Raw genomic sequence first — 19,871 nt, forward strand, 5'->3', positions numbered from 1 at the left:
AGGGTGTCTTCTTGTTTTTGCAAACAAAGAAGACACCCTTTCTTATAATGGAAATTCGCTTTATCAGATCGCCTCAATGGAGAACCGTTTGGTTTTCTCCTTTCTATTGTATTCCGATACGAGCACATGTCCTTCTTTCGCAGGGAAAATAAATGTTTCGAGATTGCCATCTTTACGGGAAATGGTGCGCAGTACTTTCTTCTGGTCTACGTTATAGAAGGTGATATTTTTAGGATCTGTAATGATCAGGTAAGTAGATTTCGCATCAGATGAAGTAACGGTATAGTACGATTTATTGTCGGACAGCAGTGGGTAATAGTTGCAGGGCATACCACGACTGGCTTTTACCGGAATCGTGTTGTCCAGCGACAGGGTGCCATCTGGCGTTTGTTTGAGTAGTATGGCGTCGCGGATCGTGAATTTCCTGGTGCCATAAAAGCCTACCATCATAGGCGAAACAATGATCAGCGGCAGGGTCGCCACTTCGGCAGCAACCAGGCCTACGTTCATGCTCCGTTTTAAGGCAGAACCGGTGAAATAGGTGTTGCCGGCGAAGTCTTTAAAAGAAGGTCCGGGCATCAGGAAGGACTTATTCGCATTCAGCCTGCCTTTTGAATTGGCGATAGGGTGTTGCAGATCGCGCCAGTAGTTGTATACCGGTTTAATACTGTCTTTTCTGCGGCCGTCGATATTTACGGTAAACACGCCCAGGTAATTTCCTTTGACAATTGATTTAAGTGTTGGAAAGGGTCCGTTCCTGCGGGGATTGATGATTTTACCGGAAACGAAAGGTTTACCGGTTACAGGATCATTCATAAATGACTGTACATGCAAAGGGTTACCTTTTTTATCTTTCAGGTAATATTTCGGAATGGAAGTGCTGTCCTGAAGACCATAACCAAAGACGTAGAAGCCACCTCCCTGGTTTTCATCCTTTTTCTTTAACAGGAAATATACATCCTGGCCGGAAACAAGCATATTGTAGTCTCCTTCTTCTCCACCGATTTTCTTTTGCCAGATTTGTTTACCGGTGATATCATAGATGAAAAGGAATTTTCCGCGGTTATCGCCAAAAAAGCAGGCAAACCCCTTGCCACTGACATTGCTTACGCGTAACGGCTCTTTCAGGCCGCCATTGCCAATATCCAGCTGTCCTTTTCTGTACTCGTCAGCGAGATCCACACCTACTTTGATGGTATTGGTTTTTAATACTTTACCGGTAAGGTCAATGAACTGGGTAAATACCGCCATGTAGCCCTGGGAAACGGCTTCCTTTATGGCTTTCTTTTTCTTGATGGCGTGTCCCAGCAGGTTACTTTTCATGTAAGACAAACAAAGTACCTCCTGCTCAAAGGCTACAGAACGAAGATCCAGTTTCAATTCCCTGAAATTAACCACGCCGATGTCGTTTAGGTTTTCATCCATGATATTGATCTTGTAGTTAAAGGAATCTTTGTCGGCGCGTTCCAGTTCAGTGAAAACGAGATAGCCAACCAGGGTTCCATCCTGGCTGATGGTTTTCATGCTGGAAGAAATTTCTTCTCCCACTTCTTTGAAAATTTTAGTTTGTGCATTCGTACCGGTTATTGTTAACAACAATAAGGTAAATGACAGTATTACATGTTTCATGTAGGTTGTTTATGGGATAAAATGTTACAATACTATTTTTTTGAAAAAGGTGTTGCAAATTCGCAGTAGAGACTTTTGGGATAGTTGGTGGTAAAAGCTTTGGCAGCCTTTTGTTTATCACTGTCTTCGCCATCAGTTAGCAATGTTTGCATCAGGGATTTGAATCCCTGTTCCTGCGGCGTCATGTTACTCCAGAACGCAGCCTGTTGGAGGGTATTATGAAATTCTTCCAGCTTTTGTCTGGGCATTTGCTCGAACATGGTTTCCAGTTCGTAATAGTTTTTGGAGATGTATTCTTTCGGCCTTACATTGATGGCATTAAAGCGGTTCAGTTTTTTATCTGCAAAATATAATCCGGACATCACGTTATTAAACATAAAGTCGTACCAGGGATCTGTATTTCCTTTGTCTTTTTCCAGTAATATACGATATAGGCAAGCCGTCATATTTCCGTTGCAATAGATGCTCCAGATCATCATTTTCATGGATTTGTCTTTCAATGCTACCGGTACCGGTGTGAAAGCGCTGTTGGCGGACTGCAGACTTTTCGTTTTGTTATATCTTTCCTGGCAATCGGGATGTGTTTTGAGTGAGTCGGCGAGGCCGGTAGTGTTACTATTGAAGCTGTAATTTTTAACGGATAAGCCTTTGGTTCTTTTTACCAGCCAGCTATCTTCCACATTCAGGTGGTAGGCAGCGAAATAGTCTTTTACATTTTTTTTCAATGGTTGACGGTACTGAATATCTGCACTGTCGAGTCGAAGGAAGAATGAAGGATCTATTTCAATATGACTGTTTTTAAGTAAAACAACCGCCAGGGAGTCGGCATCTCCTTCATGATAGCGCTGATGCCTGCTCCTATCAAAGGAATAGTCTTCATATACCTTTTTCAAACGGGTTAAGCGTTCGAACTTGGAATCCAGCACGGCATTGAGCGATTGCTTGTATTCATCTGAGGTGAGCCATTCCGCCCGTTTTTTCATACCATTTTCAGGGTGCATCATGATGTTGTGGGCCAGTTCATGGGCCAGCACAAGCGCCAGTTCTTCGCGGTTTTTTACAAATGCAAGCAGCCCAATATTTACAGCAATCATACTGTTGCCGGTGGCATATGCATTGACGGAGGTACTCCGGTCTATCATCAGAAATGGCTTCTGTGGGATCAGCTGCCGGTTGGAATGAACAATCTGGCTGATTACGCCATCAAGGTAATTATAGATGTCGTTTTCATACACATACCCATCATTTTCGATGGCATCGGTAATGAAATCGGTACGGCCATCCCAAATTTCCTTGTACTTCCGTTGTGTCTCTTTTTCTTTATAAAGAGATGGACAACTCCATGCTTTTTTCAGGGAATCTTTCTGATGTTGATAATAAAAGTGTGAAAGGTCTTGATAATTATACAGCGCCTGACTTTGGGCTACAGCAGTGTGACTCAGCAGTATGACTGCTGCTACGGCTAGGGATCGGTAAATTGACATATAGGTATTAATAATGACTACAGCGCAAAGGTAATAAGGAATTACCTGAAATAGAAAAGAGGGTGACTCAAGAAATGTTGAGCCACCCTCTTTTCGTATAATCTTTTACGTTAGTCAGGCTGTTTTCTGGTATTTAGGCAGCACTAATAGTTTCACGATGCTGTGTGCGGCACCGGATAGCGCCAGTGCAATCAGGAGCAGTATGGCTGCTTTGCCAGGTGTATCAAAAACATCGATCACGCTGGAAACAGATTTGCCGGCAAAGAGGATAGCAATCAAACAGGCCAGGCCACCGGTGATCCATAATGTAATATGCGACCAGAGGTATTTTTGTTTCTGAAAACCGTTTTTTCCAAATGAGGTAAACAGCAGGTAAACGTGGGCGAGGAAAAATGCAACGGCTAAAATAGTGAGGGTTGTGAGCATTCTGGTTAATTTAGGTGATGATAAAATAGTCTGTTTGTCTAAAATATCAAAACCTTTCCATATATACAACAGTTTGCCGTAATATCCCCGCGTTAAAATGTGGCTGTTATCAGTTCTTTGTTCATCGAAGCTCCGGCCATGGCGCCAGCGGCCACGGCTGCTGCTACACTCCGCATAGGCGTGGTGGCATCACCGGCTGCATAGATGCCGGGTATGTTGGTGGCCTGAAAGGGATCTACTATCAGATGCCCCATTTCTGTCAGTTTGCATCCCAGGGCTTCCGGGATGGGACAATGTTGTCTGAAAGCAGGTCGGCTGTATACTGCCCGTAACGGATGTATGCTGCCATCTTTAAACAGCAGGTGCTTTATCTGACCCTGTTCCTGTACTATTTCAGAAATCTCTTTATCATTAATGGCGATGCCATGTTGTGCCAGCCTGGCCAGTTGTTCTTCCGACAATTGGGCTGCGCCGTTGGTGAATAGAGTGAGGTCGTTGGTCCAGTTGCTGATCAGCCGGGCATATTCAAAAGCCATTTCCCCATTGGCGAGTATGCCGGTAGGTGTTTGCCTTACTTCATAGCCATGGCAATAAGGACAATGTAGTACAGATATGCCCCAGCATTCCGCAAAGCCTTTAATGGCGGGCATTTCATCTTTTACACCGGTGGCAAATAATAACTGTTTTGCCTCAAATATTTCTCCGGCGGAAGTTGTCAGTAAAAAGCCATCTGTTGTTTTTTCCGCGCTGACGGCCAGTCCGTTTTTAAAATGTACCGTTGGGTACTGTGCTACTTGTGCCCTTGCCTTGCGGGCGATGTCTGCAGGTGTTTCTCCATCCTGTGTCAGGAAGTTATGGGAATGTGGCGTTTGTTGGTTACAGGGGGCGCCGCTGTCGAGTACCAGCACCTTTTTGAGCGAACGGCCCAGGGCCATGGCGGCAGAAAGACCTGCGTAGCTGCCTCCGGTAATGATGATGTCGTATGATTGCATATGTTGTTTGTGTATAGTCAACTGCAAATATACAATTTTGCAACAAAGTTGCATTTGTTTTCCTCAAAAAGATAAACTGAGTTTGCCATGTTACATGGTATCGCCTGCGCTGGCGCGGATATGAGAGATATGTTCCGCAATCAGGTGTAGCCGATAATAATATTTTTCAAAAATATCATCATACATACGATGCCTGTTTTCCAGGAAAGCGTTCAATGCTTCGTGAATGAATTCTTCAAAAGTCTGCTGTTCATTCACCTTGATCACGCATTCGAACACCGGTTCCATACTGGTGGCAAACTTTGTCTTTACCTGTATATCCGCCATACAGGTGATCATATCCTTGTATAAATTAGGCGCTTTGGCAAAAGGAACATAATGGATAGCGGTAAACCCATCTTCGTCATACACGTATTTATTTACTTCTTCCGAAAGTAAAAACTGCACTACTTCCCGGTTATTATTATGCCTGGTAGCGAGTAACAATGGCGTATCCAGACTGGCCAGCACAAAATTAAAATGAATATTATGTTCAATCAGTAACAGCAGCATATCCGTAATCGCTGCCAGCCGGTGATGTTTGAAGATATATGCAATAGCAAAAAGATAATCGGCGTTATCTACAACCAGCCGCGCACCTTTCTTCAGGGCATATTGCACCGCCTGTGGCTTGTTGGCGCCCACAGCACAAAAAATAATAGGAATAATGCCTTCTTTCTTATAGTGTATATCTGCGCCACCTTCTTCAATCAACAATTCTGCTGCCTCAAAAAATATTTCCTGGTTTTCAAGTAAATCGCAAAGTAGTTCGGAGCGCTCATTCCGTGTAAGGGAAGAGAGATTATATCCAAGCCCGGTGATAATTTCATCTGGCTCCTGGCTGATTCTCACTTTGCGCTTCAGGTCGTACAGCGAAATTTTTTGCATATGGTTTTCATAGTGTATAATAGCTGGTGGGAGAGAACCTGTTCATAGGATGAAAATAGGAGAAAAAGAATAGTTGATACCCAGTTAGTTAAAATCAACATCAGCTATTGGACAGTCATTATCCTTCTCCAAAATCAGTTAGTGCAATAATGGTTTGCATTCAAAGGTAATAATTTTTAATATATAAGGACTGCTCATTCTCAGGAGAGGAGCGTTATACGTGAAGTGCGGGGGGATTTGGAACCACCCTTTTTATCATGTTGCAAGAAAATCCTGTACTGCACAAGGTCTGCAGCACTTTTATATTACTTTGATTCCAGAGTGAACGATCAGATTCAGTCCCCTATACCGGATACCCCACGTAGCAACAATTAACCCGGATCAATTAATCCCTTTTCCATGAAAAAATTTGTACTGTTAGCTTTACTGCTGATTGCAGCTAAGTATTGTTATCCTCAAAATTGCAGTAACCCATTGCGCATCGTAGTGCTGGGTTCGTCCACCGCATGGGGTAATGGGTTGCCCAGCCGCGACAGCGCCTGGACGTTTCGATTTGCACGTTATCTGAAAGCCAATCACCATCCCGCCGACACCGTGATCAACCTCGCCGTGGGGGGCTTTACCACACAAAATATACAGGCCACTGGTACACCACCTTATACCGTGTTGGGTACCACTTTTACGGTAGATGTAAATAAAAATATCACTCGTGCCATTGCGCTCCTGCCCGATGCCATTATTGTCAACATCTCCAATGATGATGAAGGGCGCGGCTTTCCTTTATCAGTACAGGTAGCAAATTTCCTGGCACTGAAACAAGCGGCAGCCCAGGCCAATATCCCATTATGGGTCACCACTACCCAACCACGCGATAATCTGGGCACTGCAGGCGCCGGTCGCCTGCTGCAAATGAAAGACAGCATCACCTTCTATTTCGGCGATAAGGCCATCGACTTCTGGACAGGCCTGGCTTCCGGGACTAATCAGATAGCGGCTGCATACAGCGCCGGTGATGGTTTCCATTTCAACTCCGCCGGTCAACAGATCCTCTTCGACAGGGTATTTGCCAAACAAATTCCACAGTCGCTTTGTACGCCTTCTACTCCGGTATTTCAACTGACGTCCTTTGCAGTTACTCCATTGAAAGATTCCTTACAGCTGAAATGGACAACTGCCCGCGAGGTAAAAAGCAAATATTTCGCAGTAGAACGAAGCACCGATTCCCTGAACTGGGGCCTGTTAAGCCAGGTCACGGCTGCCGGGAGCAGTACTGCAACCAGGACCTATACCCTTACGGATGTAACGTTTCCCAAACTGCCAACCTATTACCGGTTGGATATGGTGGATTCGGCGGATGGCCATACCTACAGCGCAGCCATGAAAGGGATACCTGATACGCTATATTATACACCATTCCTGCTGTCGACTTTTACGCTGAATAGTCTGCCTGGTAAAATAAAACTGGACTGGAACACATTGCTGGAAAGTAATACCCTAACGTTTACGGTAGAACGTAGTATAGACTCCCTCACCTGGGTCGCCGCCGGAAATGTAACAGCAGCAGGTAATGCCACTACGCCACGGAATTATAGCTATACAGATAATACAGTTACCCCTAACCAGCCTTATTTCTACCGGCTGAATATGGAAGCTACCGGGAGCAGGCATTCTTATAGTACAATTGTAAAAGGCCAGGCTGCAAATATTCCAGCCAACTGCAGTAGCCCGTTGCGGATCGTTGTGCTGGGCTCTTCCACCGCCTGGGGGAATGCACTTCCCAGCCGAGACAGTGCCTGGGCATTTCGTTTCGCGAGGTACCTGAAAGCCAGTCATAACCCCTCCGACACGGTCATCAATCTGGCGGTGGGTGGCTATACCACACAAAATATACAGGCCACTGGCACGTCGCCTTACACCGTGCTGGGCTCCACTTTTTCAGTAGATGTAAATAAAAATATCACCCGCGCCATTGCACTGCTGCCCGATGCCATCATTATTAATATCTCCAATGATGATGAAGGACGCGGGTTTCCTTTAGCAGTGCAGTTGGCTAATTTCCTCGCACTCAGGCAGGTGGCCGCACAGGCCAATATTCCATTATGGGTAACTACCACCCAACCACGGGATAACCTGGGTACTGCCGGCGCCGGTCACCTGAAGCAAATGAAAGACAGCATCACGGTCTATTTCGGCGATAAGGCCATCGACTTCTGGACAGGCCTGACTTCTGCTACCAATCAGATAGCCGCTGCATATAGTGCAGGCGATGGATTCCATTTCAACTCCGCCGGTCAACAGATCCTCTTCGACAGAGTAGTAGCCAAACAAATCCCACAAGCACTTTGTACGCCTTCTTCTACGGCGGCATTTCAGCTGACCTCATTTTCCGTGAATCAATGGAAAGATTCACTGCAGCTGAAATGGGCGACAGCCCGGGAAGTAAAAAGCAAATATTTCGCGGTAGAACAAAGCGCAGATTCCCTGAACTGGAACTTGCTAAGCCAGGTGACAGCTGCAGGAAACAGTGCTGCTAACAGAACGTATTCAATTATGGATGCGACTTTTCCTAGACAGCCGAAGTATTACCGGCTGAACATGGTGGATTCTTCAGATGCGCACACTTATAGTGCAGTTGTGAAAGGAATTCCTGACACGCTTTACTACACGCCATTTCGCCTGTCAGCTTTTGCGCCGACCAGTTTGCCCGGTAAAATAAAACTGGACTGGAGTACGCAGCTGGAAAGTAACACGCTAACGTTTACGGTAGAACGCAGTACAGACTCCCTTACCTGGACTGCCACCGGAAATGTGGCAGCAGCAGGTAATTCCGCTACACTGCAGCATTATGCATATACCGACAATACGGTAACGGTTAATCAGCTTTATTTCTACAGGCTGAACATGACCGCTACCGGCAACAGGCACTTCTATAGTACCGTGGTAAAAAGCAAAGCAGATAACATTTCTCCTAACTGTGGTAACCCACTGCGTATTGTAGTATTGGGATCCTCTACTGCATATGGTGATGGTTTGCCCACCCGTGACAGCGCCTGGACGTTCCGTTTTGCACGTTATCTGAAAGCCAGTCACAATGCCGCTGATACGGTGATCAACCTGGCTATCGGAGGGTACACTACGCAACACATTATGCCGGATGGTACGGCACCTTATACTTCATTAGGTAATACTTTTTATGTAGATGTACAGCATAATATTACCAGGGCCCTTTCCCTGAATCCGGATGCCATCATTATCAATATGCCAACCAATGATGAAGCACGCGGCTTTCCGCTGGCGAAACAAACAGCCAACTATCTGGCGTTGAAACAACTGGCCGCACAATCCAATGTTCCGCTGTGGGTAACCACTACACAGCCCCGCGGTAACCTGGGATATGATGCCGCCATCCGGTTGCGGCAAATGAGAGACACCATTATCGCTTACTTCGGGAATAAGTCCATTGATTTTTATAATGGACTCGCTACCAGCATCGGGTTTATTGTTCCAGCTTACAACAGCGGAGATGATGTGCATTTCAATTCGCTGGGTCAAAGTATATTGTTCGATAGAGTGGTAGCGGCAGACCTCCCGGATTCCCTTTGTATGCCCGCTGTTGCCCGGGATAGTTATATAATGACGACTCCGAAAATAAGTAAGCCGGAAGAAATGGCTGTTACCGGCATCAGACTATACCCTAACCCTGCCAGCGACTATGTGCTTTTACAGGGTATGAGAGGAAAAGTATATAAAGTGGAGGTGTATACTACGCAGGGTGCATTGGTATACCTACAGGATAAAGCAACAGGTAATCGCCTGGATATAAGCCGGCTGAGAGCGGGCATTTATTTTGTAATCGTCAATAGCACACAACGTTTTAAGCTGGTGAAGTTGTAAAAAGATAAAATAAAAAACGTTCCGGTTGTTGACTGCAGCCGGCACGTTTTTATTGTTGTATGTAACCCCTGGTATATCAGGGGCTGCCACTATTTATTTTCCTGGTGCTTCCAAAGCTCCTGGAATGCCTCGCTGTTGTTTCGCAGGTAATGAAACGTTCCTTCTGCTACCACTCTTCCCCGGTTTAGCACATAGATATAATCGAACTGCGGGAGCAGGTGCAGTCGGTGCATCGCCGATATGACCGCTTTATCGGCAAATGCCTCGAACATCTTATCGTAGATCATGGCCTCTGTTTTCGGATCTACGCTGCTGGTGGGTTCATCGAGCAGGATTACTTCACTGTCGCGTGCAGCGAGAATGCCACGTGCCAGCGCCAGTCTTTGTTTCTGTCCGCCGGAGAGGTTTACGCCTTTCTCACGTATGTCTGAAGCAAGGCCCTGCGGCAGCATGTCAACCACCTCTGAAAAATGAGCACTTTCGCATACCGAGAGTACTTCTTCCTGCGAAAATGGCAGGCCCAGCGTGACATTATACTCGATGGTATTCTCAAATATTTCCGGCTCCTGCGGAAACAGTGTAACGCTTTCATTCAGGGTGGCTAACGGCAACGGACCTCCGTCTACCTGTAACACCGTGCTTTGCTCCGGTTCGTACAGCCCACGTAAGATGGCCAGCAGCGTACTTTTCCCACTACCGCTTTCTCCAATCAGTGCTACCTTTTTTCCTTTTTCTATTAAGATATGCAGTTCATGTAAACTTTGGGGCGCATGTGTACCATCATATGCTGCCAGGTGTGAAAAATTAAGGTCACTGATGGTGATCTTCTGCCAGTTGGCCGGTAATTCGGGTGCAGCATCCGGGCGATGGTGCAACGTATAGGCGTCACTGATATTAGTGGCAGTTTCTACTGCCGTATTAAATTGTACTACATCGGTATATTGCCAGGCAGCATCCTGGAATACGCTGGTAAACTGGTTTACATACCCCAGCAGCATCACCAGTCCGGCTACCTGGAATACTTCACCGGGTACCCAGTGCTGGAAAATATAACCGATGGCAATGACGCAATAAATCAGCGCAATCACCATTTCAGCCACAAACCATTTCCATTCGTTGATCAATGTATTTTTTCTGAAAGGAGGCCAGATGCGCTGCACTTTTGCGAGCAACCCGTTTTCCATGCTCTTTTCCAGCCGAAGGGTAATAACGGTCATGATATTGGAAAGACTGTCGAACAACGTAGCTGATACCACATGCTCCCGTTCATTCATTTCATTCAGCGTTTTGATGAAGGGGCGGTCAAACCGGAGCAATAGCCACATGCACAGTACCCCCAGCACAATGCCTATGCTACCATACAAAGGAGAGAAGTATAACATGGCGATCATAGAAAAGACCAGTTTACATACGGCATGGAGGTACATGAATCCGCGTTCGAAAAACTCTTTCAGGGATTCATACGCTTTGCGTATGCGGTTAATGACCGAACCACTGTGGTTATCCTGGTGCCATTTTACGGGAAGGTGAAGTGCCTGGTGGTAACGTTCCCGCAGGAAATTGCGGCTCAGGTTAAAGGCCAGTTGTCGTTCCATGATCCTGGCAGGGCCATGGAGGCACCATTCCACGAGCTTTAATGCAAAATAGGCGCCCGCATACAGGAAGGCATATCGTGGCAGCTGGGCGGAGTCCTGTTGTATTTTGCCAATAAACCAGCCAAATAACACGGGGTTCAGCGAAAAGGTGATGTTGGCCAGGAAAAACAATATATAGACCAGCAGGTACTTTTTACGTTCGTGCCGGGCATACTTCCAGGCTGTTTTCAGTAGAGAAATATAAGGGTTGGGCATGGTACCGGTTTAATCATCTGACCTAAAATTAAACTATTTGGCAGGAAAGTGTCAGCCGGCAGGTAAACAAAAATAGCGACCCGCTGTTATGGTACGATATTCGCATATCCTCAATCGTAAAATCTTACCATATGAAAAGGTTCTTTGTTTTAAAAACTTTCATGCTCCTGACATTGGCTGTTATGACCACCACCGGTCTTTTTGCCCAGGACACAAAAGCACAGAAAAAAGCAGAAAAGGCAGCGCAGATTAAATCACTGATCGATTCCCAGAATTATGTATTTGTGGCGCAGAACGCCTTTCCAATGAATGGCCGCATGCGTAGCATCACACCAGATTATAATGTCACCGTGTCCACTGATTCTATTGTGAGTTATCTTCCGTTTTTTGGCCGCGCTTATACTGCCGATTATGGCTCTACAAAATCGCCGCTGGACTTTAAAACCAAGTCCTTCGATTATTCCGCCAAGCCGGGTAAAAAAGACGGATGGTCTATTACTGTGAAGCCGAAAGACAATAAATCCGTGCAGTCTATGAATTTAACCGTTTCAAGCGAAGGTTATGCTTCCTTGCAGGTAACCAGTAATGACAGGTCCCCGATGAGTTTTAACGGTTATATAACAGAAAGAAAAGTTAAGAAAAGTAAATAACGGATTTCCCGTTTAAAAAGAAAAGCGAAGCCCTCAGGGCTTCGCTTTTTTATATCAGATAGTTTTTACCATTTCATAATTCGTTAACGCTACTTCTCCTAACTGTACCTGCTGCGTGGTGACCACCTTAAATCCCTGTTTTTCGAAGAAAGGTCTGGCGGTAATGCTCACATAGGCTGTCAGTGTTGATAATCCCAGTTCCGCTGCCTTTATATAAATCTGCTGTATCAATAACCTGGCAATACCCTGTCCCTGGTAATCTTTGTGCACATACATCATGTCCAGCTCTCCATCATTTTCCAGGGAAGAAAAACCTGTAATTACACTATCTGCGGTAACCGCTACATAAAAGTATTGTTCCAGTATTTTATTTTCAAGAGAAGTAATTCTTTCCCCCGTGGCTGCCCAGGCACTTATTTGTTCCGGGTTATAATGCCGGCTGTTAATATGCGTGATAGTGCCCTGGTACAGGTTTTTAAGGGAGGGAATATCTTGCAGGGTGGCCAGACGTATTTGCATATTGATCTTTTAATGCAAGGATAACGTTATTTTAGTGATGCAATAAATTTTTATCGTGATGGCTAACCATGCAAATATTACCACCTTATTTCTCGATATCGGTGGCGTACTACTCACCAATGGCTGGGACAGGGCTGCCCGCAAGCTGGCTGTTCAAACTTACGGTTTGGATGCGCTGGAGATGGAAGAACGGCATCACCTTACCTTCGATACCTATGAGGAAGGCAAACTTACCCTGGATGAATACCTGAGCAGGGTGGTATTTTATGAAGACCGCTCTTTTACCCGTCAGCAGTTCCGTGAATTTATGTTTGCCCAGTCGGCTCCATATCCGGAGATGCTGGAGATGGTGACACAGTTGAAGGCAAAGTATAAACTGAAGATTGCCATCGTTAATAATGAAGGACGGGAGCTGAATGAACACCGGATCCGGCACTTTAATATCAGCAGTTTCGTAGACTTCTACATTTCTTCCTGCTTTGTACACTTCCGTAAACCGGACGCCGATATCTATAAAATCGCGCTGGATATCGCACAGGTGAAACCGGGTGAAGTGGTGTACCTGGAAGACCGGTCCATGTTTGTAGATGTGGCAAATGGATTGGGCATAAATGGTATTTGTCATACTGATTATGAAAGCACGCGCGGGAAGCTGGAAGCTTTTGGGCTAATATTGTAATCGGGGAGACGAGGTACTGCGCAGGGAGCAGAGACTACGGGCGTATTTACCATTTATTATTGCCGGAGAATGACTTTATTTATAAGAGCAGCAGCGAAATGTAAATGGATAGTAAAAGGTTCATGTACATTTCGCTGCATCTTTTTAAAATATATTAAAATCTATAAAAAATAAAAACATAGTCAATTTGTACCCTTTTTTTACCGTTGGTGTAATTTTTTAACCCCTGCTACCTACTTTGTTACAATTAATTTCTATTTTGTTGGCATGATTCAAATTTAGCACAGTTCCACGTTTTAGCGGTAGTTGATAATTTAAATTTCATTAACAATTGGGGTTACCTGTATAAAAGAAGTGATGCACTGGCCGAAAGGCTAAATGCATTTAGCAATCAATGTAAACTTTTTAAAAAAATCCAGATCTATGCTTAGATGGAACAAGTTCCGTCCAAAGTTAAAACAGTTAGGTGTGTACGACCGGAGAACTTTGGTATTGATTTTAAGTATTGGCAGTTGTCAACAAATGATGGCACAAAACAAATTGCCATTAACAGATTTATCTGCATTTCAGCAGCCCGCCAGCAACTGGCGTATAGCCGGTGGCGTTAAAGCAGACCTGCAACAGAACAACCTGCTGGAAACCAGTGCCGGTACAGGCATCCTGGTAAATCAGCCGGATAAAAAAAATCAGGTAGATCTTTACAGCACGTTGCAACATGGTGACCTGGACCTGGAACTCGATTACCTGATGGCCAAAGGTTCCAATTCCGGTATCTATTTACAGGGAAGATATGAGATTCAGTTGCTCGACAGCTGGGGCACCATTACACCACGTGCATCCGATAATGGTGGCATCTACGAACGCTGGAATGACAGCAAGCCGGAAGGGCAGCAAGGCTACGATGGCCATGCGCCACGCCAGAATGCAAGTCGTGCACCTGGTTTATGGCAGCACATGAAAATTGCTTTCCAGGCACCCCGCTTTGATGCAGCCGGTAATAAAATTGCCGATGCTGTGATCCTGAAGCTGGAACTGAATGGTGTAACCATCCAGGAAAATGTAGTACTCTCTGGCCCTACACGCGGCGCTATGCAAAATAATGAAGTAGCCTCCGGGCCACTCCGCATACAGGGAGATCATGGCCTGGTAGCATTCAGAAATATTGTGATCAACAACTACAACGCTCCGAAACCAACACTGCAGGACGTGAAGTACAGCGTATACAAAGGCCGGTTCGACAAACAGCCAGACTTTGCTGCGCTGAAACCCGTTGCTACCGGCACCGCCGCGCAACTGACCTCCAATGTGACAGGCTTACCGGACAATGAATTCCTGGTACGTTATACTGCCACCTTGTCCGTAAAAACGGCCGGCAAATATGGCTTTAACCTCCACACCTCTGGTGGCCCGGGTTTACTGAAGGTAAATAACCAGGCAGTGATCAACCCACGTGGATGGGATGGTAATGGTACCATTGACCTGCAGCCGGGAGATTATCCGGTGGAAGTGTTATATGCTAAAAACACCGACTGGGCAAAGGCTTCACTGACCTTGTCCGTAAAAGAAGCAGGTATCCGCGAATTTGTGATCAGCGATACCAACGTACCGGTAGATGATCCTACAGATCCAATCCTGGTAACAGCTAACGAAAACACCGTATTGCGCAGCTTTATGGATGTTCGTGGTGGTAAACGCGTGGTGCATGCAGTATCAGTAGGTAGTCCTGCTAAAGTGCATTACACCTACGATATGGACAATGGCGTGCCTTTCCAGGTATGGCGTGGCGAATTCCTCAACACCACCCCGATGTGGCATGACCGCGGCGATGGTTCTTCCCGTCCTATGGGCACGGTGCAGGTGCTGACCAATCAGCCTTCACTGGCCATTGAGAAACTGGCCAGCAAAGAAGCTGCCTGGAGTTCAGATACTACTGGCACAGGCTTCCGCCCAACCGGTTACGCACTCGATGACAACGGTAAACCAACTTTCCATTATAATGTATATGGTACCGCTGTAACAGATGATATCAGCGTGCTGCCGGAAAATCAGGGTATTCATCGTACCGTTACGGTACAACAACCTGCGGCCGACCTGTATCTGCGTATAGCCGTTGGAGATAGTATAGAACAGGTATCTCCGGGTTTATATGTGATCGGTGATAAATCTTATTATGTGAAGATGGACGATGCCAAGGCGAATCCCATCATCCGCAACCAGAACGGCCGCGCGGAGCTGATAGTGCCGGTACAGGCTAAAACAGGTTATGCGGTTATCTTCTAAGCAGCAATACTAATGACTATTATGAAACTGAATTATAAAAGAATTACAGCAGGAATAGCCGCAGGTATGTTCCTGATGACGACTGCTATCACCTCTGTAAAAGCACAGGAATCTCCTAAGGAAGAGGACTTTTTCCGCATTGCGCGTATCAGTTCACCGGAAGGAACCCTGTTGGAAGTAGGCGGCTTATGCACCCTGCCTAATGGTGACCTTGGCGTAGCTACCCGCCGTGGCGATATTTTTATTGTAGAGAATCCAACCAGCAACAAACCATACTTCAGAAAAGTAGCTTCCGGGTTGCATGAGGTACTGGGACTGGCTTATAAGAATGGTTCCCTCTACTGCGCACAGCGTGGAGAACTGACCAAAATGACCGATACCAATATGGACGGTAAAATGGATCTGTTCGAAACCGTATATTCCTGGCCGTTATCCGGTCACTATCATGAATATAGCTTTGGCCCCGTACTGGGCCCGGATGGCTCCTTCTTTGTATCCGGCAACGTAGCCTTCGGTGACGAAGAGTGGTGGCGCGGTGAAAGCCGTGTTCCCTGGAGAGGCTGGATGATGCACATTACCGAAGACGGTAAAATGGAACCATGGGCAACCGGTTTCCGTTCTCCCTGCGGTTTAGGTACCATCGATGGTGAACTGTTCTACACAGAAAACCAGGGCGACTGGATGGGTTCCGGTGGACTCACCCATGTAAAGAAAGGTAGCTTTGTAGGCCACCCTGCCGGTTTACGCTGGACAGGTATGCCTAACTCTCCTGTTAAGTTGACTACAGAAGAACTGTATAGCAAAGTAGATCCCCGTTATCGCAAAGATGCCAATGGTAATGCTATCAAACCAGAAAACGTAGAAAACGAAAAGTTTGTGACGCTGTTTGATATGAAGAAATATTTTCCTGAAGTACAGCTGCCCGCAGTATGGCTGCCACACGGAGTTTTAGGGATTTCCAACTCACAGCTTACCACCATTCCGGATGGCGCTTTTGGTCCTTTTGCCAAACAAGTACTGATCGGTGATCAGGGACAAAGCAAAATCATGCGCGTGTACCTGGAAAAAGTAAAAGGCGAGTACCAGGGTGCTGCCTGGGATTTCAGAAGCGGCTTTCAGTCCGGCGTACTGCGCCTGGCCTGGGGTAAAGATGGTTCCCTCTTTGTAGGTGAAACCAACCGTGGATGGGGTTCTGCCGGTGATGCCAACCAGGGGCTTCAACGCCTCGTATGGAACAACCGTGTTCCTTTTGAAATGAGAACTGTTAGTGCTATGCCTGACGGTTTTGAAATCACTTTCACGCAACCGGTAGACAAAAAGTATGCAGAAGATATCGCCTCCTATAATGTAGAAAGCTTTATCTACAAATATCACCCCGTATATGGCAGCCCTACTGTTAACTCAGAAAAGCTGACCATCAAAGGAGTACAGGTATCTCCTGATGGTATGAAAGTACGTCTGGTAATCGATGGACTGCGTCAGTACTACATTCATAAACTGAGTCTGAATGGTATCCGTACCTCCGAAAAATCATACTCACTGGTACACCCGGATGTATACTATACGCTGAATAATATTCCCGACGGAGATAAGCTGCCGGTATCTGCATTGAGCACTAAAAACTCTGCTAACAAACCAGCTACTACTGCTACTAAAGTGGCTGATGCAAAAGCTGCATCTACCGCCGCTACACCAGCAGCAGCTAAGCCATTGACTTACGAACAGGTAAAACCATTGCTGAATAAATACACCTGCTCTTCCTGTCATAATCCCGACAAGAAACAAGTAGGTCCTGGTTTTAAAGAAGTCGCCAAAAGGAATTATTCAGTGGCGAAAATATTGGCACTGATCAAAAATCCTAAGCCGGAAAACTGGCCTGGATATGCTACTCCAATGCCTCCTTTCCCGCAGGTGCCACAAGCCGATGCGGTGAAAATTGCCACCTGGATCAATTCACTGAAGTAAGCTGTTAGCCATTGGCTTTTAGCTTTTAGCAAAATGCCACGGAGATAAACATATATACTATGTTCTCCGTGGCATTTTGCTAAAAGCTAAAAGCTAACGGCTAACAGCTAATTCATTATTTCTTCAATTTCTTCTGCCCCGATCGGAATAGTTGCCATCAGATCTTCATACCCGTCCGCGGTAACGAGCAGGTTGTTTTCTATTCTTACACCAATTCCTTCTTCCGCATTATAAATACCAGGTTCGTTGGTAATCACGGCGCCTATTGGCATGGGCTCATGGAAATAACCGGCATCATGTACATCCAGACCAAGAAAGTGTGAAACGTTATGGTAGCTGTATTTCTGCAGATAGAAGGCTGCTCCGTTTTTCCGGATGTCATCCGGAGTGCATAAACCCAATTGACACAGCGCTTCCAGGATCAGCTCATTGGAAGCTTTCCATAAGTCTAACAATGGTATACCGGCGCGTACATGTTGCCGCAGTTGTTGGTGTACCTGTAATACCGCATCATAATAGGCGCGTTGCCGGGGCGTATAGCGGCCATTGACAGGGATGGTGCGGGTAAGGTCTGCATTGTAAAGATCCTGACTGGCAGCCGCATCTATCAATACCAGGTCGCCGTCTTTACCGGCTTTTTCATTCGCACGGTAGTGTAATATGCAGGTATCTGCCCCGAAAGCTACTACTGGTTTATAATCCGCCCAGGTAGTATGTTGCTGCATGTATTCATGAATCAGTTCCCCTGCAATCTGGTAGCCGGTTTTACCTGGCTTTACAAATTTCAGTAATCGCCGGAAACCTGCTTCCGTGATGTCGCATGCCTTGCGCAGTAATACAATTTCTTCCGGTGTTTTGGCCATGCGTTGTCTTGCCAGTAAGGGATACAGCCGGTCGTATTCGTGCAGTGGATATAAATTTTTACAGGCTAGCAGTAGCCTGTCTTCCCGGGTCTGTGTTTCATTTTCTGAACGGGCGTGTTCATTGGAATGCAGTAGGATACGGCGACAAAGTGGTATTACTTTCTTCATCACGGTCCAGAACTCATCAGTATAATAAATAGTAGTGATACCTGACAGCGTGGCGGCGGCTTCTTTATCGATAGTATGTCCCAGCCACTTTACAAAGAGCTGGTCCRTGCGTTTGATAAAAAGTATTTCCCGCAGGGCCGCATCCGGATGGCCGGGACAAAGCACCAGCATGGCATCTTCTTCTTTGATACCACTGAGATAGTACAGATTTACGTTCGGGAAATACTGCATGGTGCCATCTCCATTGGTAGGCATCGTATCGTTGGCCGTCAGAATAGCGACTGCATCTGCGGGGAACTGGCTGACCAGTCTTTTACGCTGATTGGAAAACATAGTGGAATGCTTTTGTTGCGTAACAAACTTAAAGGGCAGGGCGGAAGGAGTTGGTGTAAAAATGCGACAGTTTTCGCGTAGTTTGCCTTTACCAGGATTATACTGATTTAGATGATTTACCGGATTTTGTTTTCAGGATTAAAAAAGATTAGCGAAGATTACCACATCATATGACCATCTCCGCTAATCTTTTTCAATCTTATAAAATCAAAAGAAGTAAAAATCCGGAAAATCATCTAAATCAGTATAATCCTGGTAAAGACAAACTACGCTGCCGCCAGTCTTTGCGGAAATGCGAGAAATCATGATAACCGAGTGCTTCCCAGTCGGCCTTATAGCCGTGTTGTATGTATTGTGTGACCGCCTCACGGAATCGCAGAATAGACAGGCATTGTTTGGGGTTGATATCCAGCGAAGCCGTAAAATAACGTTCCAGCGTGCGGGGAGAGAGATAGAGTAATGCCGCCAGTTTCTTTAGCTGGTAACCGGATTGCAGCAATGCCGGTCCGTTGAGAGATTGCTGTACATAGCGGAAATGCCTGCCGGATGCGGGAAGTGGCGCCTGGCTACGCAGAAATTCATCCAGCAAAACTTTAATGCGTTCTGGGTCAGCGGCATCGTACACGGCTGATTCCAGCCGGGGGAGATGTTGCAGTGCATCTCCGGCTGGCAATGTTTTCCCATTGATCTCTGCACCCTTGATATGAAAGAGGTAGTTAAGCGAGGCTGGTTTAAATTTGATACCTACCAGGTAGTTATTAAAAAGATGCCGGTAAGCGACAGCTGTAGGGCGATAGCCGATTAATTCACTTTGGGCGCTGGTATGCAGCCACCTGTTCTGGGCGTCATACATTTCAAAAGGAGCGCCGAGGTTTAGTACCAGTGAAGAACACATGTTGGCCAGCAGTAATTCCCGGAACTCCTGTTGCTGCAGGGCAGGTTGGCGTAAGTCCAGTAGCCAGTAATATACCACATGCTCCGACAGATCAGCTGCCGGCGCCATGAACCGGTACTGACTGGAAAAATATTGCTGGTCTATTAATTCAATGGCTTGCATGATAACTGGCGTAATTGTACAGCAAATTACAAATAAGCAGTGATTAATATTTCCGGAAGCCGGGGTGAACTTTTTCAGGCAACGCCTGTTAACTATGTATGACTATGAAAAACACTATTGCAGCGGCTAACCCTCCTGTATTTGTTTTTCCCCTG

At 46.0% G+C, this 19,871-nt stretch carries 14 protein-coding genes; 5 read left to right on the top strand and 9 right to left on the bottom strand.

What is annotated here, in order from left to right:
* Window positions 1–63: 63 nt before the first annotated feature.
* From AB4Z08_RS23105 to AB4Z08_RS23125, 5 genes are all read right to left on the bottom strand, one after another.
* Window positions 64–1,629: a DUF6770 family protein gene (locus AB4Z08_RS23105; protein WP_441576156.1), complete on the bottom strand. Its 1,566-nt coding sequence runs from the start codon at window positions 1,627–1,629 to the stop codon at window positions 64–66.
* Window positions 1,630–1,661: 32 nt separating this feature from the next.
* Window positions 1,662–3,113, bottom strand: coding sequence for a M48 family metalloprotease (locus tag AB4Z08_RS23110; RefSeq protein ID WP_441576157.1), 1,452 nt, complete (start codon window positions 3,111–3,113; stop codon window positions 1,662–1,664).
* Between the two features lie 114 nt (window positions 3,114–3,227).
* Complete coding sequence (locus tag AB4Z08_RS23115; protein WP_441576158.1) at window positions 3,228–3,539, bottom strand: hypothetical protein; 312 nt, start codon at window positions 3,537–3,539, stop codon at window positions 3,228–3,230.
* Between the two features lie 92 nt (window positions 3,540–3,631).
* Window positions 3,632–4,531 carry an NAD(P)/FAD-dependent oxidoreductase gene (locus AB4Z08_RS23120; RefSeq protein ID WP_441576159.1) on the bottom strand — a complete coding sequence of 300 codons (900 nt, stop codon included), beginning with the start codon at window positions 4,529–4,531 and terminating at the stop codon, window positions 3,632–3,634.
* Between the two features lie 90 nt (window positions 4,532–4,621).
* The gene (locus AB4Z08_RS23125) at window positions 4,622–5,458 is read right to left on the bottom strand and encodes a hypothetical protein (protein WP_441576160.1); all 837 of its coding nucleotides are present in this window, start codon (window positions 5,456–5,458) and stop codon (window positions 4,622–4,624) included.
* 399 nt (window positions 5,459–5,857) lie between these two features.
* Between AB4Z08_RS23125 and AB4Z08_RS23130 the strand changes: the two genes are divergently transcribed.
* Window positions 5,858–9,352 carry a GDSL-type esterase/lipase family protein gene (locus AB4Z08_RS23130; RefSeq protein WP_441576161.1) on the top strand — a complete coding sequence of 1,165 codons (3,495 nt, stop codon included), beginning with the start codon at window positions 5,858–5,860 and terminating at the stop codon, window positions 9,350–9,352.
* 89 nt (window positions 9,353–9,441) lie between these two features.
* On the opposite strand, the gene AB4Z08_RS23135 is transcribed toward AB4Z08_RS23130, so the two are convergent.
* On the bottom strand, window positions 9,442–11,202 hold the full coding sequence (locus AB4Z08_RS23135; protein ID WP_441576162.1) for an ABC transporter ATP-binding protein: 1,761 nt from the start codon (window positions 11,200–11,202) through the stop codon (window positions 9,442–9,444).
* A 131-nt stretch (window positions 11,203–11,333) separates the two neighbouring features.
* Between AB4Z08_RS23135 and AB4Z08_RS23140 the strand changes: the two genes are divergently transcribed.
* A complete protein-coding gene (locus AB4Z08_RS23140) occupies window positions 11,334–11,852 on the top strand; it encodes a DUF4251 domain-containing protein (RefSeq protein WP_441576163.1) in 519 nt (172 codons plus the stop codon).
* A 54-nt stretch (window positions 11,853–11,906) separates the two neighbouring features.
* Here the strand turns inward: AB4Z08_RS23140 and AB4Z08_RS23145 are convergent, their stop codons facing one another.
* Window positions 11,907–12,371, bottom strand: a complete 465-nt coding sequence (locus AB4Z08_RS23145; RefSeq protein WP_441576164.1) for a GNAT family N-acetyltransferase — start codon at window positions 12,369–12,371, stop codon at window positions 11,907–11,909.
* A 58-nt stretch (window positions 12,372–12,429) separates the two neighbouring features.
* Between AB4Z08_RS23145 and AB4Z08_RS23150 the strand changes: the two genes are divergently transcribed.
* The 3 genes from AB4Z08_RS23150 to AB4Z08_RS23160 all read left to right on the top strand — a co-directional run bounded on the left by AB4Z08_RS23150 (window position 12,430) and on the right by AB4Z08_RS23160 (window position 17,295).
* Window positions 12,430–13,050 (top strand): HAD family hydrolase, encoded by a 621-nt coding sequence (locus tag AB4Z08_RS23150; protein WP_441576165.1) that lies wholly within the window; start codon window positions 12,430–12,432, stop codon window positions 13,048–13,050.
* 423 nt (window positions 13,051–13,473) lie between these two features.
* A complete protein-coding gene (locus AB4Z08_RS23155) occupies window positions 13,474–15,330 on the top strand; it encodes a family 16 glycoside hydrolase (protein WP_441576166.1) in 1,857 nt (618 codons plus the stop codon).
* Window positions 15,331–15,351: 21 nt separating this feature from the next.
* Entirely contained in the window at window positions 15,352–17,295 is a 1,944-nt protein-coding gene (locus tag AB4Z08_RS23160; protein ID WP_441576167.1) for a hypothetical protein, read from the top strand.
* 107 nt (window positions 17,296–17,402) lie between these two features.
* Here the strand turns inward: AB4Z08_RS23160 and AB4Z08_RS23165 are convergent, their stop codons facing one another.
* A complete protein-coding gene (locus tag AB4Z08_RS23165; protein WP_441576168.1) occupies window positions 17,403–18,659 on the bottom strand; it encodes an aminopeptidase P family protein in 1,257 nt (418 codons plus the stop codon).
* Window positions 18,660–18,900: 241 nt separating this feature from the next.
* Window positions 18,901–19,716, bottom strand: coding sequence for a helix-turn-helix domain-containing protein (locus AB4Z08_RS23170; protein WP_441576169.1), 816 nt, complete (start codon window positions 19,714–19,716; stop codon window positions 18,901–18,903).
* Window positions 19,717–19,871 lie beyond the last annotated feature (155 nt).

The organism is Chitinophaga sp. RAB17, assembly GCF_052114225.1.
Classification (GTDB): Bacteria; Bacteroidota; Bacteroidia; order Chitinophagales; family Chitinophagaceae; genus Chitinophaga.